Source organism: Bacillus sp. JJ675 (genome assembly GCF_036963165.1).
Classification (GTDB): Bacteria; Bacillota; Bacilli; order Bacillales; family Bacillaceae; genus Bacillus; species Bacillus glycinifermentans.
Window position 1 is genome coordinate 36,019 of record NZ_JBALMR010000048.1, and the last position, 18,630, is coordinate 54,648.

Genomic DNA, 18,630 nt, shown 5'->3' on the forward strand with positions numbered 1-18,630 from the left:
CGCCCGGCTGGAAACATACATCATTCCCGGTGAAAGGGGGAGCGGCGTCATTTGCCTGAATGGCGCAGCCGCCCGGCTCGTTCAAAAAGGAGATGTCGTCATCATTGTGTCATACGCGATGATGACGGAAGAAGAGGCGAAGCATCACAAGCCGAAAGTGGCCGTTTTGAACGAGAAGAACGAAATTGAGCAAATGCTTGGGTTTGAGCCGGCCCGCACCATTCTGTAAAGCCCCCAATGCTGGGGGCTTTCATGCCGTTTTAGGAAGAACATTTTAAAAGAGGCCTGTTTTTTCAGCCGCTGTCCTCATGTACTTTCTAAAAACGTGTTACACTTTTGTTGAACGTATCAAAATTGAGGTGTCCATTGAATGAACAATCAACGTTATGTAGTCATTGATGTGGAAACGACAGGGAATTCGCCGAAAAAAGGCGACAAAATTATTCAAATTGCAGCGGTTGTGATTGAAAATGGACAAATTACCGAACGTTTCTCCAAGTATGTGAATCCAAACCAGCCCATTCCCGCTTTTATCGAACAGCTGACGGGAATCACAAATGAGATGGTGGAAAACGAAGAGCCGTTTTCGGCGATCGCCGGAGATATATTTGAACTTCTTAATGAGAGCTGTTTTATAGCACATAACATTCACTTCGACCTCGGATTTGTCAAACACGAATTGAAGGAAGCCGGTTACGGAGGGCTCGAATGCAATGTGCTTGATACGGTGGAGCTTGCGAGAATCGCATATCCCCGCTTCGACGGATACAAGCTGACAGAACTGAGCGAAGAGCTGAAGCTCAAGCATGAAAACCCGCACAGAGCAGACAGTGATGCAGAAGTAACCGCCATGATTTTCTTACATATGATGGACAGATTCAAGCGGCTGCCGCTCCCTGTCCTGAAAGGGATAAGGCGTCTATCGTGGCACCTGATCAGCGATGCGCAGGAGCTGTTTGACGGTTTGATCGTCGAAAAGGACCGGCGTGCAGAGCTTGAAGAAGGGTATATCAAAGTCGGTTCATTTGTTATAAAAGCGCCTGAGACTGCGCCTGAAGAACCCGAAAAAGAGGTCTTCCCATCTCATGAAACACATATTTGGGAGGATGGGCCAGGCCTCTCTTCTTTGCCGAGGTTTGAAAAAAGAGAAGGGCAAACAAAAATGATGAAAGAGGTCTGGACCGCGTTTACGAATCACGAACACGCTCTGATCGAGGCGGCGACAGGGATCGGGAAGACGCTTGGGTACCTCGTGCCTGCCGCCGTTTATGCCAAACAAACCGAAAAGCCGGTTGTTGTCAGCACGTATACGACATTGCTCCAGCAGCAGATTTTGCACCATGATATCCCGCTTATGCAGCAGGCCGTGCCGTTTTCGGTCAAAGCCGCTGTGCTGAAAGGGCGGTCCCATTATTTATGCATCCATAAATTCGAGCAGATTTTGCAGGAAGATGACGATAATTATGATGCCGTCCTGGCAAAGGCGCAAATTCTCGTCTGGCTGACGGATACACAGACCGGCGATTTATCCGAAATCAACCTGCCGTCCGGCGGGAAACTGCTATGGGAACGAATCGCTTTTGATGACCGTTCTTATGAGAGAAACCGCCCGTTTAAAGAGCTGTGTTTTTATGAACGGGCAAAAAGAGAAGCAGACAATGCCGACCTGATCATCACCAACCATGCGCTACTTTTGACAGATGAAATCAACCAGCGAATCCATGCAGCTCATGCGGATACGTTTGTGATCGATGAAGCCCATCACTTTGAACGTGCCGCCGGCGAACAGTTTGGAGCAAGGGCCGATTACGTTTCGCTGCATAAACAATTGATGCGGCTCGGCACTTTAAAGCAGAGAGGCCTTCTGAAAAAAGCAGAACGGCTGTTCCGCTCATTCGGCATCTCTTCGGAAACGTTTTTCCAAATCGATGAATGGCTCGGCCGGCTCATTGAGGAAAGCGATATGTTCTTCACATCTGTCCATGCTTTTGTCAAACGGAGGAAACCAAAGAAGGATGTCAACCGTCTGCTCTATAAGGTTGGTTCAGGCGGAGAAAACCGGGCTTGGAGCCGTCTCGAAGAAGGCGCCAGAAGGCTGTGCGCCATGCTTTATGATATGCATCAGCTGTTTTTGGATCAAAAGGAACAGGTAAGCGGCAAACACGTTTCTTTCACAAGCCGGCAGGCGTTTCTTCTTGAAGAATATCAATCGTGCATGGCCTATCTTGAAGAGTACGGCAATAAGCTCAGGCGTTTGCTTTTTGAACACGCCGACGATGAAGTCGTCTGGATTGAAATTGATGCAAAAGGGGCGAAAAATGCGGCCGCTTTTTATGCCCAGCCACTGGATGCGGGCGAAATGCTGGCTGACCGTTTTTTTACCCGGAAAAGGAGCGTCGTTCTCACTTCTGCGACGCTTGTCGTGGAAAACTCTTTCAGCTATATGATCAAAAAGCTCGGGTTAAGCGATTTTTATCCGAGAACCTTGCAAATCGAGTCGCCTTTCTCTTATGATAAGCGTATGAAAATCATGATTCCGACAGATGTCAGCCCGATTACAAACGATCATCCCGAGGAGTATACCGCGGATGTTGCCCGATATATCATGGCGCTTTCACAGCAGCCGAATGCCAAGGTGCTCGTGCTGTTTACATCTCATGACATGCTGCGCGATGTGTATCAGTTGCTGAAAGACGAAGCTGACCTTCAGTGCCAGCTTTTGGCTCAGGGGGTATCCGGAGGAAGCCCTATCAAGATTATGAAGTCGTTTAAGTCTTGTCAGCAAGCGGTCCTGCTCGGAACGAACCATTTTTGGGAAGGCGTCGACTTTCCGGGGGACGAACTGACAACGCTGGTCATTGCAAGACTTCCTTTCAAGCCGCCTGATCATCCTGTTGAATCAGCCAAGTGCGAAAGAGCGAAACAAAAAGGGGAAAGCCCGTTTCAGGCCGTCTCGCTTCCTGAAGCTGTTTTAACCTTCAGACAGGGAATCGGCAGGCTTTTGCGTTCGCGAGAGGACAGCGGCATGGTCGTGATTCTCGATCGCCGGATTCGCACTTCATCCTACGGCAGGGTGTTTATGAAGGCTTTGCCTCCTGCTTCTGTTGAAGAGCCGGATTTATCGGGTCTAAAAGCTTATATTTCAAGGCTTTAATGCATAAAAAGCCGCATCAAGCGGCTCTTCACATGGTGTGGATTAAGGTTTTATTTTTGGCTGTTTATATAAACGGTTTATCCGTTGTAACAACTATTATGGCTTATCGCAGACAGAGTATGAATTACAATTATTGTTTCGTGCGGAGGTATTTGATAATGGATAGCAAAATCGAAATTCTTTCTACCGTGACTGTTGAGCATTCGGACGATCTTTATAAAATCGTCGATTTGTTAAACCGGACGCTTAAGCGCAACGATTTAATGTTTGGTCTTGCCCTTGATGAAGAAGATCAAAAACAGGCAATTTTCACTATTTATCGAACGTAGGGGATAAAAATGGGCAAAAAAACTTTAATTTTCATTCTGATATTTGGTATTATTTTTTTAACAGCGATTCTTGCCGGGGCGAACGTATACCGGACAGCAATGAGCCAAAAAGAGAGCGGTCACCCGGAAGCGGCAGCCCTCGCAAAAGAGAAGGCCGATTTAAAGGAAGTTGATTCCGTCGAAACGTTTGTCGGCAAAGAGAAGCAGTACATTGTGGAAGGAAAAAACAAAAAGGGCGAAAACATGTACGTGTGGGTGCCTGACGACAAAAAACAGAAGACGATCTTCAAAAAAGCGTCGGATGGCATTTCAAGCCGCCAGGCCGCCAAAGCGGTTGAGAATGAAGGCCTTGTGTCCCACCTGAAACAGGTGCATCTGGCAAGAGAAGGAAATGTTCTGATGTGGGAAGTTATATACTTAAATAAAGATGGGCAATACAGTTTAAGTTATGTGGACTTTATAAATGGAAAAATTCACAAAACGATAACGCCATAAGTCGAAACAGGGGGAAACCAAGTTGAATCTAGCGAAAAGAGTATCAGCATTAACACCGTCTGCAACATTGGCAATCACAGCAAAAGCAAAAGAATTAAAAGCGGCAGGGCACGATGTGATCGGCCTTGGTGCGGGAGAGCCGGATTTCAACACGCCGGAGCACATCATCGAAGCGGCCGTCCGCTCCATGAATGAAGGCCACACGAAATATACGCCTTCAGGAGGGCTTGCTGCCCTGAAAGAAAGCATCGCCGAAAAATTCAAACGCGATCAGGGCATTGAATACAGCCAATCAGAAATTATTGTATGTACAGGTGCGAAGCACGCTCTTTACACCCTATTTCAAGTATTGCTTGATGAGGGAGATGAAGTGATTATTCCGACGCCATACTGGGTCAGCTACCCTGAGCAGGTCAAGCTTGCCGGAGGCCGCCCCGTGTTTGTCGAAGGGTTAGAGGAAAACAGCTTCAAGATTTCTCCTGAACAGCTTGAACAAGCGCTGACAGATAAAACGAAAGCCGTCATCATCAATTCTCCAAGCAATCCGACCGGCATGATGTATTCGGAAGAAGAGCTCAAAGCGCTTGGCGACGTTTGTCTCCGCAACGATATTTTAATCGTGTCAGATGAAATTTACGAAAAGCTGATTTACGGCGGAGGAAAACACGTGTCGATCGCACAGCTTTCCCCTGAGCTAAAAAGACAGACGATTATTATCAACGGAGTTTCTAAATCGCACAGCATGACCGGCTGGAGAATCGGCTATGCAGCGGGAAATGAAGCGATCATTAAAGCGATGACCAACCTTGCCAGCCACAGTACATCAAACCCGACTTCTGTCGCTCAATACGGCGCCATCGCCGCTTACAACGGGTCTCAGGAGCCTGTTGAAGAGATGAAAAAGGCATTTGAAGAGCGCCTGAACAAAGTATATGAGCTGCTTCTGGAGATTCCGGGGCTGACTTGCCTGAAGCCGGAAGGTGCTTTTTATCTGTTCCCGAACGCAAAAAAAGCGGCTGAAGCATGCGGCTATAAAACCGTTGACGAATTTGCGGAAGCTCTTCTTGAAGAGGAGAAGGTCGCGATTGTCCCTGGCTCTGGATTCGGTGCGCCGGACAATATCCGCCTGTCCTATGCGACATCTCTTCCGCTGTTGGAAGAAGCAGTGAAACGCATTCGCCGCTTTGTGGTGAACCGCAGCAAATAACCTGAAAAGCGTCCTCCTGCGGGGCGCTTTTTATGATGCCATTGACCTTATCCGTTGAAAAAAGGTATAATATAAGTTATGGATGTCAGAGAGAAAACGGGCATGACCCTTTTCTTGGTTTTGGAGGGAAACGATAGTGAAAACAACAATAAACCAAGTGTACAAACATGTTGGTGAAGAAGTGACAATCGGCGCCTGGATTGCCAATAAACGTTCAAGCGGTAAAATCGCATTTTTACAGCTTCGCGACGGGACGGGCTTTATTCAGGGAGTCGTCGTTAAAGCGGAAGTGGATGAAGAGATTTTCCAAATTGCGAAAACGGTCACACAGGAAACGTCTTTGTATGTAACAGGCATCGTGAAAGAGGACGAACGCTCTCCTCTCGGGTACGAGCTTGCCGTGACATCGCTTAAAGTCATCCACGAAGCAAAGGACTATCCGATTACGCCGAAAGAACACGGAACAGAGTTTTTAATGGATCACAGGCATCTGTGGCTTCGTTCCAAACGGCAGCACGCCACAATGAAAATCCGAAACGAAATCATTCGCGCTACATACGAATTTTTCAATAAAGAAGGCTTTGTAAAAGTCGATCCGCCGATTTTGACGGGAAGCGCTCCAGAAGGAACGACAGAGCTGTTTGCGACGAAGTACTTTGATGAAGACGCTTATTTATCGCAAAGCGGCCAGCTGTACATGGAAGCCGCTGCAATGGCTTTAGGAAAAGTCTTTTCCTTCGGGCCGACCTTCAGGGCGGAAAAATCAAAAACAAAGCGCCATCTGATTGAGTTTTGGATGATCGAGCCAGAAATGGCGTTTGTTGAATTCAATGAAAACCTCGAAGTGCAGGAAAATTACGTGTCTTTTGTTGTACAAAGCGTTCTTGAAAACTGCAAAATCGAGCTTAAAACGCTCGGAAGGGACACGTCGAAGCTCGAGCAGATCAAAGCGCCATTCCCGCGGATCACGTATGATGAAGCGATCCAGTTCTTAAAAGACAAAGGCTTTGATGACATCGAATGGGGCGACGATTTTGGGGCGCCTCATGAAACGGCGATTGCCGAAAGCTATGACAAGCCGGTGTTCATCACGCATTATCCGACATCTTTAAAGCCGTTCTACATGCAGCCTGCGCCTGACAGGGAAGAAGTCGTTCTTTGTGCAGACTTGATCGCTCCTGAAGGCTATGGCGAAATCATCGGCGGCTCAGAAAGGATCCATGATCTTGAACTTCTTGAAGCGCGCTTGAAAGAGCACGGCTTAGAATCTGATGCATATAAATGGTATGCTGAGCTGAGAAAATACGGTTCTGTTCCGCATTCAGGCTTCGGACTCGGTTTGGAGCGGACGGTTGCCTGGATCTGCGGGTCGCCTCACGTACGTGAAACGATTCCGTTCCCAAGACTGCTAAATCGTTTATATCCTTAAAAAAAAGTCTCCTGCTATGACAGGAGACTTTTTCACAGTCATCCTGATATACTGGAAGGTAAGAGGTGTATCAAATGAAAAAACAGCAATTTATAAAGATGCAGGAAATGGGATCTGTCAGCATTCCGAATCTGCTCTTTTTGAATTACAGAGAGCTTGGGCTTGACGAAACAGAGTTTATGCTGCTGTTAAACATCAAAATGCATGTGGAAAAAGGCTCTTTTTTCCCGACGCCTGAAGAATTGAGCAAAACGATGTCGATTGCGACTGAACAATGTATGAACATGCTGAGGATGTTTATCCAAAAAGGCTTTCTCTATATAGAAGAATGCGAAGACCAGAACGGCATTAAGTTTGAAAAATATTCGCTCGAACCTTTGTGGAGCAAACTGTTTGATTATCTCGAAATGGCGGAGAAGAAAAAACAGGATGAAGAGCAAGAAGGCGAACAAAAAAGCCTGTACACGATTTTTGAAGAAGAGTTTGCCAGGCCTTTATCTCCGCTGGAATGCGAGACGCTCTCCATCTGGATTGATCAGGATCACCACGATGTGCAGATGATCAAGCAGGCGTTAAAAGAAGCCGTCATGTCGGGAAAATTAAGCTTCCGCTATATTGACCGCATTCTTTTTGAATGGAAGAAAAACGGAATCACAACAATCGAACAAGCCGTCAGCTACAGCCAAAAATTCCGGCGAAAGACGCCCCGGCAAAGCGAGCAAAAGGAGTATAAAAGACAGGTTCCTTTTTACAATTGGCTTGAACATTAAGGTGAAAAGGTGAAAAGGTGAAGACATGTTAACGAAAAAACAGATCGAGTTTTGTTTAGAAACGATTGGCGAAATGTTTCCTGATGCAGAATGCGAACTGGTTCACGACAATCCGTTTGAACTCGTCATCGCTGTCGCTTTATCCGCCCAATGCACGGATGCTTTGGTCAACAAAGTGACAAAAACGCTGTTTCAAAAATATAAAAAGCCGGAAGATTACCTTGCGGTGCCGCTGGAAGAGCTTCAGCAGGACATCAAATCGATCGGCTTATACCGAAATAAAGCGAAAAATATTCAAAAGCTCTGCAAAATGCTGATTGAAGAATACGGCGGTGAAGTGCCGAAAGACAGGGATGAGTTGGTCAAACTTCCCGGTGTCGGGAGAAAAACGGCCAATGTCGTCGTCTCGGTGGCATTTGGTGTACCGGCCATCGCAGTCGACACCCATGTGGAAAGGGTTTCGAAAAGGCTTGGCTTCTGCCGCTGGAAGGATTCAGTCACAGAAGTAGAAAAAGCGCTGATGAAAAAAGTGCCGGAATCCGAATGGTCTGTGACACACCACAGACTGATCTTTTTCGGCCGCTACCACTGCAAGGCGCAACGGCCGAAATGTGAAGTATGTCCGCTGTTTTCCTTGTGCCGCGAAGGTCAAAAACGCTATAAAAAAGGACTGGTGAAGCTGCCGTGACAAGCGTTTCGCTTCTATCTGAATATGAACAGCCGCTGAGAAATATGAAGCCGGAAAGCGATGACAGGATTGCCGTTCTAAATGAGAATCCGCTCTATTTTGATTTTTTTGCAGAAGAGGGGATGCCTAAACCGTGGGACGACAAATCGGAATGGGTCCCGCTCCTTTTTCAAATGTGGGAGCAAACGAAGGACAGGCTTCTTCCCGTTTTCCAAACGAGAAAATCGAGATGCAGCCTGGACGAGATGCTGAAAGGGGTCTGCTATTTGATCGCAGCCTTCCATTGGACGATGGGAGAGCCCGTCGAGACGCTCAAATGGGAGACGCTCATTCGGAAAAACTTCCCCGTAAAACCGATCAACTGGACGGAACGGGTCGAATTTATTTTGCAGAAGCCAACCCAGTACCATTGTTTTATCCAGCTTGATGAACTATTTAACGAAATGAAAAAGCAATATTATAAATATGCCGCAATGAAAAAATAAACCCACTCACAAATCGTGAGTGGGTTTTATTGTTAGGTCCCGTCTTTATTTGTTTCGTTTCCCGAATTTGATTGATTCTTATCGTTGTTCTTGTTTTTAGAAGAATCATCGGTATTTTTATCTTTATTACCGTTGTCTTTATCTGTATCGCCTGAATTTTGGTTATCCTTGTTCGTATCGCCAGGTGTTTGCTTTTGATCATCAGACTGATCATTGTCACCGGTATCTTGCTGATCCTTATTTTTGTCTTCATCTGTGGTCTGATCATCATCTTTGTTTTGCTGATCATCCTGATTTTGCTGGTCATCGTCGGCATTCGTTTCATCATCACTGGCCGCGTTGACTTTCAGGGTGACAGAAGCCGGATCACTTTCATCGTCATCGGTCACCGCCGTTACTTGGAACCTGTAGACAGATCCTTCTTTTGCATTCGGTATGACCGCTTCTTTGGCGCTGCTGTTTTGGATTTCGGTGTATCCTCCGCCGTCGACAGACTGTTTCACTTTAAATGAGGCGTCATCATCGCCTGAGTATGACCACGACAGTTTGATGCTTTTTGAAGCTTCATCATACTCCGCGCTCAAGCCGGATGGTTTTGCTGCATCTTCTTTTTCCTCATATTGTGTTGAAACGGTCGTCGGCTGAGTGCCTTTTACGAAATACTCGGTCGTCTTTTTGTCGCTAGGCGTATTGCTGCTCGCCAGCGCAGCCGGATTGGAGCCTTTCACAACGGTCGCTTCCACGACGCTGTCCGGTTTCTTGAACGAGCCGCTGCCGTCGTCAACCTTGGCAATGACCTTTTTAAACAAGAGTTTGGCGATTTGCTGTTCGCTCACATTAAGCGAGTTCATGCCATCCTTACCGGTCCAGACGGCTGCCGTATATTGCGGCGTATAGCCGACAAACCACGAATCTCTCGCACCTTTCGGATTGAGGCCGTATTTTTTTACATCAGATTCTTCAAAGTTTGTGGTCCCCGTTTTTCCCGCAACAGTGACGCCAGGGACCTGTGCAGCAGTTCCCGTTCCTGTCTGAACGGCTGTCTTCAGCATATCCGTGATCATAAATGCGGTATAATCACTCATCGCAGCCTTCGATTCAGGCGTCAAGTCAAGTTTCGTACCGTCATTAAATTCAACTGATGAGACGAAATGTGGCTCATTGTAATAGCCATTGTTTCCAAATGCGCTGTACGCTCCGGCCATTTGCAATGTTGATACGCCTTTTCCGAAACCACCGATCGCATACGATTCTAACAGATCATCTTTATCGATCGAAAGGCCAAGGCCATTTGCGAAATTTGCCACGTTTTCTTTGCCGGCAGCCTGGAACGCTTTTACAGCCGGGATGTTCCGCGAATCGGCAAGCGCTTCCCGCATCGATATCCAACTTTTATATCTGAGGTCATAGTTATGAATTTCTTGTCCAGTAGAATACGTGTACGGTTCATCTTTAATCTGCTCATACGTCGACCATTTTTTATTTTCGATGACAGGTCCATAGTCAAGGATTGGTTTGATCGTTGAACCCGGCTGGCGTTTTGTAGCAGTCGCATAATTCCAACCGCCGGGAGACATATTGCCGCCAACTGCACGAACTTCGCCGGTTTTCGTATCAAGCAGGGTTAATCCGGCCTTCATTTTATCGGTAAGCAGACCAGAATTTTTGTCCATGAGCTCATTCAAATAATCTTGAGCGTCTGTATCTAGCGTCGTGTAAATTTTTAATCCGTCTGTGTTAGGATTAACGTTTGCTTTTGATTCAACTTCTTCTACGGCATCTTCGATAAATGCAGTGTATTTATTTGAATTTGATTTAGCATACTGCTTAGCAGACACAAGGCCTTTTTTAACAGATACTTTTTTCGCTTTGCTATAATCTGCGTCTGACAGGAAGCCGTGCTTATTCATCAGGCTTAAAACGATATTCCGCCTTTTTTCAGCCTGTTCCGGATGTTTGATCGGGTTGTAGTTGTTCGGGCTTTGCGGCATTCCGGCAAGCGTTGCGGCCTGCTCAACCGTCAAGTCGTTTAAGTTGGTAACCCCGTAGAATTGTTCCGCCGCTTTGCCGATACCGTAGGCTTGCGGTGAGAAGTAAATCCGGTTCAAATACATCTCAAGAATTTCGTCTTTTGAATATTTTCGTTCCAGCTGAAGGGAAAGCCATACTTCCTGCACTTTACGCTTCAGCGTTTTTTCATGCGAGAGAAGGGAGTTTTTGACGACCTGCTGTGTAATCGTACTTCCGCCTTCTGAACCGAATCCGCCTTCAAAGTTAGCGAGAAGCGCTCCTCCTATGCGGATCGGGTCAACCCCGTGGTGATCGTAAAAACGGGCGTCTTCTGTCGCGAGGAACGCGTTTTTGACTTTATCGGGTATATCTTTAATCGACACGTACTTCCGTTTTTCCGAGCCGAGCTCCGCGATTTTCTTCCCGTTTTTATCATAAATGGTTGATGAATACGGCGTTTTCAGTTTCGCTTCGTCAAGGGACGGAGCGTCTGAGACCATGACTGCAAAAGTGACGCCTCCGGCGATTAAGCCGATTACGCCAATGATCAGAATGGATAAAAGAATCTTTTTAAATAGTCCGGGTTTCTTTTTTTTCCTGGGTTTAGAATGAGTATTAGACCTGCTATTGCCCTGCTGGGCTCTTCGCCGTTCCTGGCGGCTTTTAAATTGATCTGACATAACATCTCAACCTTTCGTAGTTAAACCTTTCCGCTCACATGACTTTAAAATCATAAATTATGATGGCGAAAAATACAACTGGTCAATAACTTTAATATAATCAATTCTTGGCGAGTATCCAAGCGAAATGGGGTGTCCGGCTTCTTCAAGTTCGTCTTTTCGGATCGACTTTCTGCCGTTTCGGTTTTTTCTTTCCCAGAAATTAAATAATTTTTCCGCTTCCAAAAAATAAATCTCACCAAATGCGGATATAATAACAAAGCATATCCCGCCCTGTGCCACGACCTGCTTCATATGCTCGATCTGGTGATCGTGGAAATTCTGCAAAGGAAAAGACGTCTTGCTTTTGGTTTCTTTCGCTTCAAAATCGATGTAGCGTCCTTTATAGACCCCGTTATAATCAGTAGTCGACGACTGCTTGAAATATGCTTCTTTAATGACCGCCGCGCTTCGCTTTGGATAATCGACATGAACGATCTGCACAGGTGTCGGTTTTTTATGAATGACCGCGATTGAATGATTCAGATAATATATATTCGTTTCATTCAAATCGTCTTCGAGGGTCATCCCGCGATTGCTGTACGACGGCTTCTTTTTTAAGGATGAGGCAGCTTGTTTCGGCTGATAGGTTTTGCCGTTCGGATAACGAATCACTTTCTTCATCCTCCTTTTTGAAAAATCTAGGAACAAACGGAAGTGATCTGCCTTGACTAACGCGATCTCCGGGATAAAGCTCGCGCGCTATATTCAAGAGCTTACCGGAAAACTGAACAAAGATAACATTTCGCGGACAAACGCATATAAAAAATACTTTGACCGTCATCCGGAAATCAAATGGTCGCTTTTGGCCTCGTTTGTTTCCCGGAATGCGGGCTGGTCGATGACGGATTTAAAAGGACGCCTGTTTGAGCTCGGGCTTTCGGACGTCCAGCAAAACTGGCTGTTTCTGACGTATGAAAGGGCAAACTGGCTTATTTTTTCCGATGCCTACCCGCAGCTCCTTTTATATGAGTGGTCCAAAGAGCTCGGACAGCCTCTTTTTCATTTGCTCCCCGCTTTAGGCGTTTCATCGTTTATGAAAGCAGAATGGGAGCGCTTTTGGCGTGAACGGGACGAAAAGCGGCTCATGCACGCTCTCATTATAAATGAACAAAACACTATCCAAACTCCTATTATACAAAATCCTTTGTTTAAAAAGAATGTTTTTCACACGATTCCTTTTCAGGTATGTGAATGGTTTCACTTCAACACCGTGATATTTCCGACGGTGGAAGGCGTCTTTTACGGCGTGTCGGTCAAGCGCTTTACAAGCTTACACGAAAGAATCAAGCTCGGCAAACAATTGAGCAGGTTGCTGTTCAGGCCTGAGCTGTTTCCTTCTTTCTACCATTTTACCACTTGCGTTCCGCATACAGGATCGCGTTTTGATATGGAACGCTGGGCCGGGATTAGAAGCAGATCTTCGCCATTTCTAAGAACATGCTTTCCCGTTATTGCCCATTCATTAGACGGAGCAAAAGCCGATTGGTTTCACGGGGAAAATATGGAGAAGCTGTTTCAGGACGAGAAGCTGCCGGAAAAAATCGAATTGACGGAATGGTATTTTCAAAAAAGACGGCAGCTGCATGCCGTTTTCTCCCTGGAAAACTGGCTGGCCGGGAGGCGGTAAACGAAAAAAAGCAAGGAGACCTTGCTTTTTAAGTAGACGGGCGGTTTGGTCCGCCTAATTTTTTATCCAATGCATCTGTTTGTTTTGAAGCGGGTTTTGTTTTCTGAGGGGATTTCTTTTTGCCGTTTTCCATAAGAGACACCTCCTTACCCGTTTAGATTTTGCATAAAAAGCCGGCTTCATACAAATTTTCGCGATCGGCGCTGTCGAAATGGGAAAGGTCAGCGGGAAATTGATTTTCTTTGCCGGTTTCGTTCTAGTTTTGTCAGCTGTGAAGGAGAGCCTTGCCGGAAGGGAGAAAGCATAGAAGGCGATCAAAAAGGAGGTAGGCAAATGAGCGGATTTGTTAAAAAAGAGCATGTCCTTCAAATGCTTGTTGAAACGGAAACAGAACTGTCAGCTGCAGAAACAAAGCTGACTGAAGCGATCACAAGGGCGGTATCTGAAAAAGGCGCCGTCTTGGCGGAACGGCTTGATCAAATTGAAGGGGAGCTCACCGAGCTTTCATCCTGCTTAAACGGCACGCTGATGGGAACGCGGCATCATCACGGGGAATCCGCTTAGCATCCGCAATTTGAATTCGTTGTGTTCAAACGGTCCGTCTGGTACGATAAACCTGAGGTGAACATGTTGGATGCACAATCTCTTCTTGAACAGACGCGGGAGCTCATCCGCTTGGCAAAAGAAGCTCACGAACGATATAAAAAAGGCAAGGAGGAAGGTGCAGAGCACGATTTCTTCAAGGTCGTCAAACCGTCTGCCGACCGCTGCGAAAAAGCTTTGCAGAGCTGGCTGAACGCCAGCCTGGCATATGTAAAGGAACACCGTCCAAAGTATATTCATGAAGAGCAGCTCCGTTCGGTCGAAGAAAACTTGAACGAAATTGTCCTGCAATCTTATTTCTGCAAAATTCATAAAAAGCGTTTTAAAGACTTGACCGAATCTGTGCTTTATACGCTGAAAAACATTGAAGACGATATACAAAAAGGAGACCTGGGATAACCCTGGTCTCCTTTTTGTTCAGTTGGCTTCCGTTTTCAAGTCGTAGGCAGGATGCTGCGCTCCATTCGCTTCGAGAACTTTCATACTTGTGCGAAATTCGTTTAATGTCAGATGTCCCTGGATGTATAAAAACCTTGCGAAGTCCATCAGCTTATCCATACAATCTGTCTCGTACTGCTTCATCTCTGCGAAACAATTTCTTAAGTATGATACGTTCATTCGGTGCATCCCCTCTCATTCTATAGTAATAATATAGTACCATAACAATTCGACTTTTTTTGTTTTTCCAAAATTAAAATTTTCGACAGATTGTGACAAATGTGTGACATTTGATTTGGCACGGGATAGGCATTCTTTTCATACAAATATAGAAAAAAGGGCTCTAGAAGGAGAGATGAAAGATGGAAGAAAGGAGCGCTGCCGGTTATCCTTTTTCAAACCAGCATCCATATTATCCGGTTTACCCGCATTCCCACATGAATCCGCCTTATCAGCCTGTTCCGAATTACTACAGCCAAGAACCGGCCCAGTATACTCAGCCTGCGGCCCACGGATATCAGCTTTCACCGGTATATCATCAGCCGGTGGGGCAACATATCGATCCGTTTCCAGCCTATCAGCAGCCCGTCAATTATCATATGCAGCAAGTTCACGCCTTTCCTTATCCGAATCCATATCCGCTGCCGAGGCCAAACCTCCATCAGCCTTCCCAATTCCAGAGCTTTTTGTCGCAGTTTAAGAAAAAGAACGGGCAGTTTGATTTTAGCAAGATGATGGATACGGCCGGTCAAATGGTGAGCACCGTCAACCAGGTGGGAGCGCTCGCTAAAGGTTTTATCGGTTTCTTTAAGTAAAAAAAGCATGGATGATGATCATTCATGCTTTTTCCTGCGCGGGAAATGAAACGGTCAGAACATTTTTGTTCCATGATGTTTTCATCGTTTCTTCGCGTACGGGATACGGCAGCAGTACGGTTCTTGACAGACTGGTAAACGATGACGAATCACCGGCGCTGTTTTCTTCTTTTAGGGCGAAGTGCAAATACCTTGACTTGGCTTCGATCATAATGTCGCCGTTTTGAAACGACTCGGGAACGGTAATATCGACGTGAAGCCCTTCGCTGTCGTCCCTGATATGCATGGAAATGCTTGACGCCTCGAGCTGATCAGATATGATTTTTTGAAACGAATTTAATATTTCGTGGAAAGGGGAAGAATAGAACAATTGTTCAATCGCTTCCTGAAATTCGTCTTTTTTGCTAAGAGAGTGATTGTCATTTTCTTTATGATTCATCCGTTTTCACCTCAATTTTTTTTACTTTCAGCTTATGCAGGGGCATTTGATATGGTTAAACGATTGATGGGATTTTGAAAGTGTGGTTAAATAGTGGGGAATCCAGAGATAATGTTGAAAGCCGCCATAAAAGAGGCATATTGAAAGGAGCCCAATTGCATTGCTGAAAAAATTATTCGGTTTAGGCCAAAAACAGGATGAAGTAAAAGAAGAAACCGTTTTTTCGCCGGCTGACGGACGGGTGCTGGATCTTTCAAAAGTGCCGGATCCCGTTTTTTCTCAAAAAATGATGGGGGACGGAATGGCCGTCGAGCCTTCCGCCGGTGACATCGTATCGCCTGTTGACGGTGAAGTGATACAGCTGTTTCATACGAAGCATGCGATCGGTATCCGCTCGCTGTCCGGAGTGGAGCTGCTGATCCACATCGGGCTGGAAACCGTGAATATGGAAGGGGAAGGTTTTACCGCTCATGTAAAAGAGGGGGATAAGGTAAAAGCAGGAGACCCTTTGATTACATGCGATCTGGAACTGATCAAAGAAAAAGCGAGCAGTACGATTACTCCTGTCGTCATTATGAACGGGGATGCGGTAGAGCGCGTCACCAAGCATGAAGAGGGAGAAGCGAAAAAAAGCGAAACGAAGCTGATGGAGCTGAAAGTCAAGTGATGAAAAAAGGCAGAGAACCACTCTCTGCTTTTTTTTATGGATTCGCCTCTTTCAGAACGAACGGACATTCGCTAAAATAGAAAGAGGAGAGGTGACAGTATTGTTTCAAAAACGAAATTTGACAGACATGATTCAGTTTCTGAAAGAGGACGAGGCTTTCAGCAAACAGATTGTTCATTGGCATACAATTGAAGAAAAAGAAGCGGAATACCGCGATTTTCCGGGGCGTTTGGATGAGAATATCGTCCGCGCGTTAAAGAAAAGAGGGATCGAGAAGCTGTATTCCCACCAGGCTGAAGCATTTCAAGGCAGCACCAGCGGGCAAAACGTCACCCTTGTGACGCCGACCGCGTCCGGAAAAACGCTTTGCTATAACCTGCCCGTCTTGCAGCGCATTACCGAAGATCCCGATGCGCGGGCATTATACCTTTTTCCGACAAAAGCGCTGTCACAGGATCAAAAAAGCGAGCTGAATGAATTGATAGATGAGATCGGTGCATCCATCAATTGCTATACATATGACGGCGATACATCACCGGCGATCAGGCAGAAAGTCAGAAAAGCCGGCCATATCGTCATCACAAATCCCGATATGCTTCATTCGGCGATTTTGCCCCATCATACAAAATGGGTGTCCCTTTTCGAAAATCTGAAATATATCGTGATCGACGAGCTTCACGTGTACAGGGGCGTTTTCGGAAGCCATGTTGCTAACGTCATTAGACGGCTCATGCGCATCTGCGCGTTTTACGGAAGCAGGCCGCAGTTCATATGCACATCGGCGACGATTGCCAATCCTTTGGAGCTTGCCGAGACGCTGACCGGTCAGCCGATGCACTTAATTGCTGACAACGGGGCGCCGTCCGGCAGAAAGCACTTTTTATTTTACAATCCGCCGATCGTCAACCGGCCGCTTAATATCAGAAAAAGCGCGACGCTAGAGGTCAGGAAGCTCGCTTCCGAATTTTTGAAAAACCAGATCCAAACGATTGTCTTTGCGAGAAGCAGGGTCAGGGTGGAAATTATTTTAACGTACCTCCAGGACGTGATGAAGCCGATTGTCGGCGCCCATTCGATTCAAGGCTACAGAGGCGGCTATCTGCCGAACGAACGGCGGATGATCGAAAAAGGGCTCCGCAGCGGGGAAATCAAAGGCGTCGTCAGCACAAACGCCCTTGAACTCGGCGTTGATATCGGCCAGCTGCAAACATGTATTATGACAGGATATCCGGGTACGATCTCAAGCGCGTGGCAGCAGGCGGGACGAGCCGGAAGAAGGCACAACGAAGCGCTGATCGTCATGGTCGCAAGCTCTGCGCCGCTCGATCAGTATATCGTGCAGAATCCCGACTATTTTTTCAAGCAAAATCCGGAAACAGCGGTGATCAATCCGGATAATCTCGTCATTCTCGTCGATCATATAAAATGCGCCGCTTTTGAATTGCCTTTTAAGCGGACCGATACGTTCGGTGAAACAGAGATTGAGGATATTCTCGAATATTTGGCAGAAGAAAGGGTTCTCCACCTGAACGGGGACACGTTCCACTGGATGAATGACGCTTTTCCGGCCCACGGCATCAGCCTCAGGTCCGCTTCACAGGAAAACGTCGTCATCATCGACCAGTCGAGCCGGGAAAAAGCAAAAGTGATCGGTGAAATGGACAGATTCAGCGCGATGACGCTCCTTCATGATGAAGCGATTTATTTGCATCAAGGAATTCAGTATCAGGTTGAAAAGCTCGACTGGGAGGAGAAAAAAGCGTTCGTGCGCGAGGTGAAGGTCGATTACTATACTGATGCAAACCTGGCCGTTGTGCTGAAAGTGCTCGAAATCGACAAAACAAAGGAAACAGATGAAGCGGCATTCGGATTTGGTGATGTGACGGTACAGGCAAAAGCGACGATTTTCAAAAAAATTAAATTTGAAACACATGAAAATATCGGTTCTGGGCCGATTCACCTGCCGGAGGAAGAGCTGCACACGAATGCGGCTTGGATTCAGGTAAGCGATGCTGAACGGGAGAATTGGAATGACATCAAATTGGAAGAAGCTTTATTGGGGGCAGCAAATGTTCTCGGCTATGTCGCCGCCCTGAAAGTGATGTGCGACCCGTCCGATTTGCACGTCTTCCCGCAAATCAAAGCCGTTCATAATGAAAAGCCGACGGTCTTTTTGTATGACCGCTATCCGGGAGGCGTCGGACTGTCTCAAAAGGTTTACGAACAGATGTCCGATATTATCGGCGAAGCGTATCAGCTTATTGCCAATTGTCCGTGCCGTTCCGGATGTCCGTCTTGCATCGGGGTTCACAGCGAAGGCAACCAAACGAAGGACAATGCACTGCGCCTGTTAAAAGGCTGGAAAGGTTGAGGACAGAATGTCTTTAAAACGAAAGCTGAATCGCTACAAACATCACCTGGGAAATATGGGGAAGAAGGATGACCATGCAGCCGGCGCTTCCCCAAACACATCCGTTAACCTGTCATTTGAAAAGGAATGGGCGTCACTCGGCGTCAGGCCGTACATATTTGAAGAGTGCTGCTGCCTGATCCGCGAAGTCGTTTATCCGCTGACGCATGTTCACGGCCATTACTCGTTTGACGAGCTTCACGATACGGTCAGCGAGTGGAATAAAAGCGGCGTTTCCCATTCTCTTTCAAGCAAAGGGTACCTCCCGAGCCAGCTTTTTTTCTTTGACACGGAAACGACAGGGCTCGGAGGAGGAGCCGGCAATACGATATTTTTGCTCGG

At 46.5% G+C, this 18,630-nt stretch carries 20 protein-coding genes and 1 pseudogene; 16 read left to right on the top strand and 5 right to left on the bottom strand.

Features of this window, described 5'->3' with window-relative positions; all coding sequences use genetic code 11:
- From panD to V7126_RS13535, 9 genes are all read left to right on the top strand, one after another.
- A partial coding sequence (panD, locus tag V7126_RS13495; RefSeq protein WP_335497643.1) for an aspartate 1-decarboxylase occupies window positions 1-229 on the top strand: 229 nt, incomplete at its 5' end.
- 141 nt (window positions 230-370) lie between these two features.
- The gene (gene dinG / locus V7126_RS13500) at window positions 371-3,154 is read left to right on the top strand and encodes an ATP-dependent DNA helicase DinG (protein WP_335497644.1); all 2,784 of its coding nucleotides are present in this window, start codon (window positions 371-373) and stop codon (window positions 3,152-3,154) included.
- A gap of 158 nt (window positions 3,155-3,312) precedes the next feature.
- Complete coding sequence (locus tag V7126_RS13505; RefSeq protein WP_175077213.1) at window positions 3,313-3,483, top strand: YpmA family protein; 171 nt, start codon at window positions 3,313-3,315, stop codon at window positions 3,481-3,483.
- Window positions 3,484-3,492: 9 nt separating this feature from the next.
- Window positions 3,493-3,978 carry a cell wall elongation/penicillin-binding protein regulator TseB gene (gene tseB / locus V7126_RS13510; RefSeq protein ID WP_175077214.1) on the top strand — a complete coding sequence of 162 codons (486 nt, stop codon included), beginning with the start codon at window positions 3,493-3,495 and terminating at the stop codon, window positions 3,976-3,978.
- Window positions 3,979-4,000: 22 nt separating this feature from the next.
- On the top strand, window positions 4,001-5,185 hold the full coding sequence (locus tag V7126_RS13515; protein ID WP_175077215.1) for a pyridoxal phosphate-dependent aminotransferase: 1,185 nt from the start codon (window positions 4,001-4,003) through the stop codon (window positions 5,183-5,185).
- 136 nt (window positions 5,186-5,321) lie between these two features.
- On the top strand, window positions 5,322-6,614 hold the full coding sequence (gene asnS / locus V7126_RS13520) for an asparagine--tRNA ligase (protein ID WP_046129909.1): 1,293 nt from the start codon (window positions 5,322-5,324) through the stop codon (window positions 6,612-6,614).
- A 74-nt stretch (window positions 6,615-6,688) separates the two neighbouring features.
- The gene (locus V7126_RS13525) at window positions 6,689-7,384 is read left to right on the top strand and encodes a DnaD domain-containing protein (RefSeq protein ID WP_175077216.1); all 696 of its coding nucleotides are present in this window, start codon (window positions 6,689-6,691) and stop codon (window positions 7,382-7,384) included.
- Window positions 7,385-7,409: 25 nt separating this feature from the next.
- Window positions 7,410-8,072 (top strand): endonuclease III, encoded by a 663-nt coding sequence (gene nth / locus V7126_RS13530; protein WP_046129911.1) that lies wholly within the window; start codon window positions 7,410-7,412, stop codon window positions 8,070-8,072.
- A gap of 44 nt (window positions 8,073-8,116) precedes the next feature.
- On the top strand, window positions 8,117-8,557 hold the full coding sequence (locus V7126_RS13535) for a YpoC family protein (protein ID WP_202049446.1): 441 nt from the start codon (window positions 8,117-8,119) through the stop codon (window positions 8,555-8,557).
- Between the two features lie 32 nt (window positions 8,558-8,589).
- On the opposite strand, the gene V7126_RS13540 is transcribed toward V7126_RS13535, so the two are convergent.
- Entirely contained in the window at window positions 8,590-11,247 is a 2,658-nt protein-coding gene (locus tag V7126_RS13540) for a PBP1A family penicillin-binding protein (protein ID WP_335497645.1), read from the bottom strand.
- A 57-nt stretch (window positions 11,248-11,304) separates the two neighbouring features.
- A complete protein-coding gene (recU, locus tag V7126_RS13545) occupies window positions 11,305-11,901 on the bottom strand; it encodes a Holliday junction resolvase RecU (RefSeq protein ID WP_046130809.1) in 597 nt (198 codons plus the stop codon).
- Between the two features lie 52 nt (window positions 11,902-11,953).
- Between recU and V7126_RS13550 the strand changes: the two genes are divergently transcribed.
- Window positions 11,954-12,916: a DUF2515 domain-containing protein gene (locus tag V7126_RS13550; protein ID WP_082094096.1), complete on the top strand. Its 963-nt coding sequence runs from the start codon at window positions 11,954-11,956 to the stop codon at window positions 12,914-12,916.
- Window positions 12,917-12,944: 28 nt separating this feature from the next.
- Here V7126_RS13550 and sspM read toward each other — a convergent pair whose 3' ends face one another.
- Window positions 12,945-13,049, bottom strand: a complete 105-nt coding sequence (gene sspM / locus V7126_RS13555; protein WP_046130808.1) for an acid-soluble spore protein SspM — start codon at window positions 13,047-13,049, stop codon at window positions 12,945-12,947.
- A gap of 200 nt (window positions 13,050-13,249) precedes the next feature.
- Between sspM and V7126_RS13560 the strand changes: the two genes are divergently transcribed.
- Together V7126_RS13560 and V7126_RS13565 are read left to right on the top strand one after the other, a co-directional pair.
- Window positions 13,250-13,480 carry a DUF5446 family protein gene (locus V7126_RS13560; protein ID WP_046130807.1) on the top strand — a complete coding sequence of 77 codons (231 nt, stop codon included), beginning with the start codon at window positions 13,250-13,252 and terminating at the stop codon, window positions 13,478-13,480.
- 63 nt (window positions 13,481-13,543) lie between these two features.
- The gene (locus tag V7126_RS13565; RefSeq protein WP_236809856.1) at window positions 13,544-13,918 is read left to right on the top strand and encodes a YppE family protein; all 375 of its coding nucleotides are present in this window, start codon (window positions 13,544-13,546) and stop codon (window positions 13,916-13,918) included.
- A gap of 18 nt (window positions 13,919-13,936) precedes the next feature.
- On the opposite strand, the gene V7126_RS13570 is transcribed toward V7126_RS13565, so the two are convergent.
- Window positions 13,937-14,137, bottom strand: a complete 201-nt coding sequence (locus V7126_RS13570; protein WP_046130805.1) for a YppF family protein — start codon at window positions 14,135-14,137, stop codon at window positions 13,937-13,939.
- Window positions 14,138-14,319: 182 nt separating this feature from the next.
- Between V7126_RS13570 and V7126_RS13575 the strand changes: the two genes are divergently transcribed.
- Window positions 14,320-14,772, top strand: coding sequence for a YppG family protein (locus V7126_RS13575; protein WP_175077220.1), 453 nt, complete (start codon window positions 14,320-14,322; stop codon window positions 14,770-14,772).
- 22 nt (window positions 14,773-14,794) lie between these two features.
- Here the strand turns inward: V7126_RS13575 and V7126_RS13580 are convergent, their stop codons facing one another.
- Window positions 14,795-15,211 (bottom strand): Hsp20/alpha crystallin family protein, encoded by a 417-nt coding sequence (locus V7126_RS13580; protein ID WP_046130803.1) that lies wholly within the window; start codon window positions 15,209-15,211, stop codon window positions 14,795-14,797.
- A 160-nt stretch (window positions 15,212-15,371) separates the two neighbouring features.
- Between V7126_RS13580 and V7126_RS13585 the strand changes: the two genes are divergently transcribed.
- From V7126_RS13585 to V7126_RS13595, 3 genes and pseudogenes are all read left to right on the top strand, one after another.
- Window positions 15,372-15,878 (top strand): PTS sugar transporter subunit IIA, encoded by a 507-nt coding sequence (locus tag V7126_RS13585; protein WP_046130802.1) that lies wholly within the window; start codon window positions 15,372-15,374, stop codon window positions 15,876-15,878.
- 127 nt (window positions 15,879-16,005) lie between these two features.
- Window positions 16,006-18,249 (top strand): DEAD/DEAH box helicase, encoded by a 2,244-nt coding sequence (locus V7126_RS13590; RefSeq protein ID WP_202049447.1) that lies wholly within the window; start codon window positions 16,006-16,008, stop codon window positions 18,247-18,249.
- Between the two features lie 7 nt (window positions 18,250-18,256).
- Window positions 18,257-18,630, top strand: a pseudogene (locus tag V7126_RS13595) (hypothetical protein); the annotation flags it as partial.

Coding starts and splice junctions, on each gene's coding strand:
- sspM (WP_046130808.1), bottom strand. CDS start 13,049: ATGGAAAACGGCAAAAAGAAATCCCCTCAGAAAACAAAACCCGCTTCA.
- V7126_RS13570 (WP_046130805.1), bottom strand. CDS start 14,137: ATGAACGTATCATACTTAAGAAATTGTTTCGCAGAGATGAAGCAGTAC.
- tseB (WP_175077214.1), top strand. CDS start 3,493: ATGGGCAAAAAAACTTTAATTTTCATTCTGATATTTGGTATTATTTTT.
- V7126_RS13580 (WP_046130803.1), bottom strand. CDS start 15,211: ATGAATCATAAAGAAAATGACAATCACTCTCTTAGCAAAAAAGACGAA.
- dinG (WP_335497644.1), top strand. CDS start 371: ATGAACAATCAACGTTATGTAGTCATTGATGTGGAAACGACAGGGAAT.
- V7126_RS13590 (WP_202049447.1), top strand. CDS start 16,006: ATGATTCAGTTTCTGAAAGAGGACGAGGCTTTCAGCAAACAGATTGTT.
- V7126_RS13535 (WP_202049446.1), top strand. CDS start 8,117: ATGAAGCCGGAAAGCGATGACAGGATTGCCGTTCTAAATGAGAATCCG.
- V7126_RS13575 (WP_175077220.1), top strand. CDS start 14,320: ATGGAAGAAAGGAGCGCTGCCGGTTATCCTTTTTCAAACCAGCATCCA.
- V7126_RS13540 (WP_335497645.1), bottom strand. CDS start 11,247: ATGTCAGATCAATTTAAAAGCCGCCAGGAACGGCGAAGAGCCCAGCAG.
- V7126_RS13560 (WP_046130807.1), top strand. CDS start 13,250: ATGAGCGGATTTGTTAAAAAAGAGCATGTCCTTCAAATGCTTGTTGAA.
- V7126_RS13565 (WP_236809856.1), top strand. CDS start 13,544: ATGTTGGATGCACAATCTCTTCTTGAACAGACGCGGGAGCTCATCCGC.
- V7126_RS13505 (WP_175077213.1), top strand. CDS start 3,313: ATGGATAGCAAAATCGAAATTCTTTCTACCGTGACTGTTGAGCATTCG.
- V7126_RS13525 (WP_175077216.1), top strand. CDS start 6,689: ATGAAAAAACAGCAATTTATAAAGATGCAGGAAATGGGATCTGTCAGC.
- nth (WP_046129911.1), top strand. CDS start 7,410: ATGTTAACGAAAAAACAGATCGAGTTTTGTTTAGAAACGATTGGCGAA.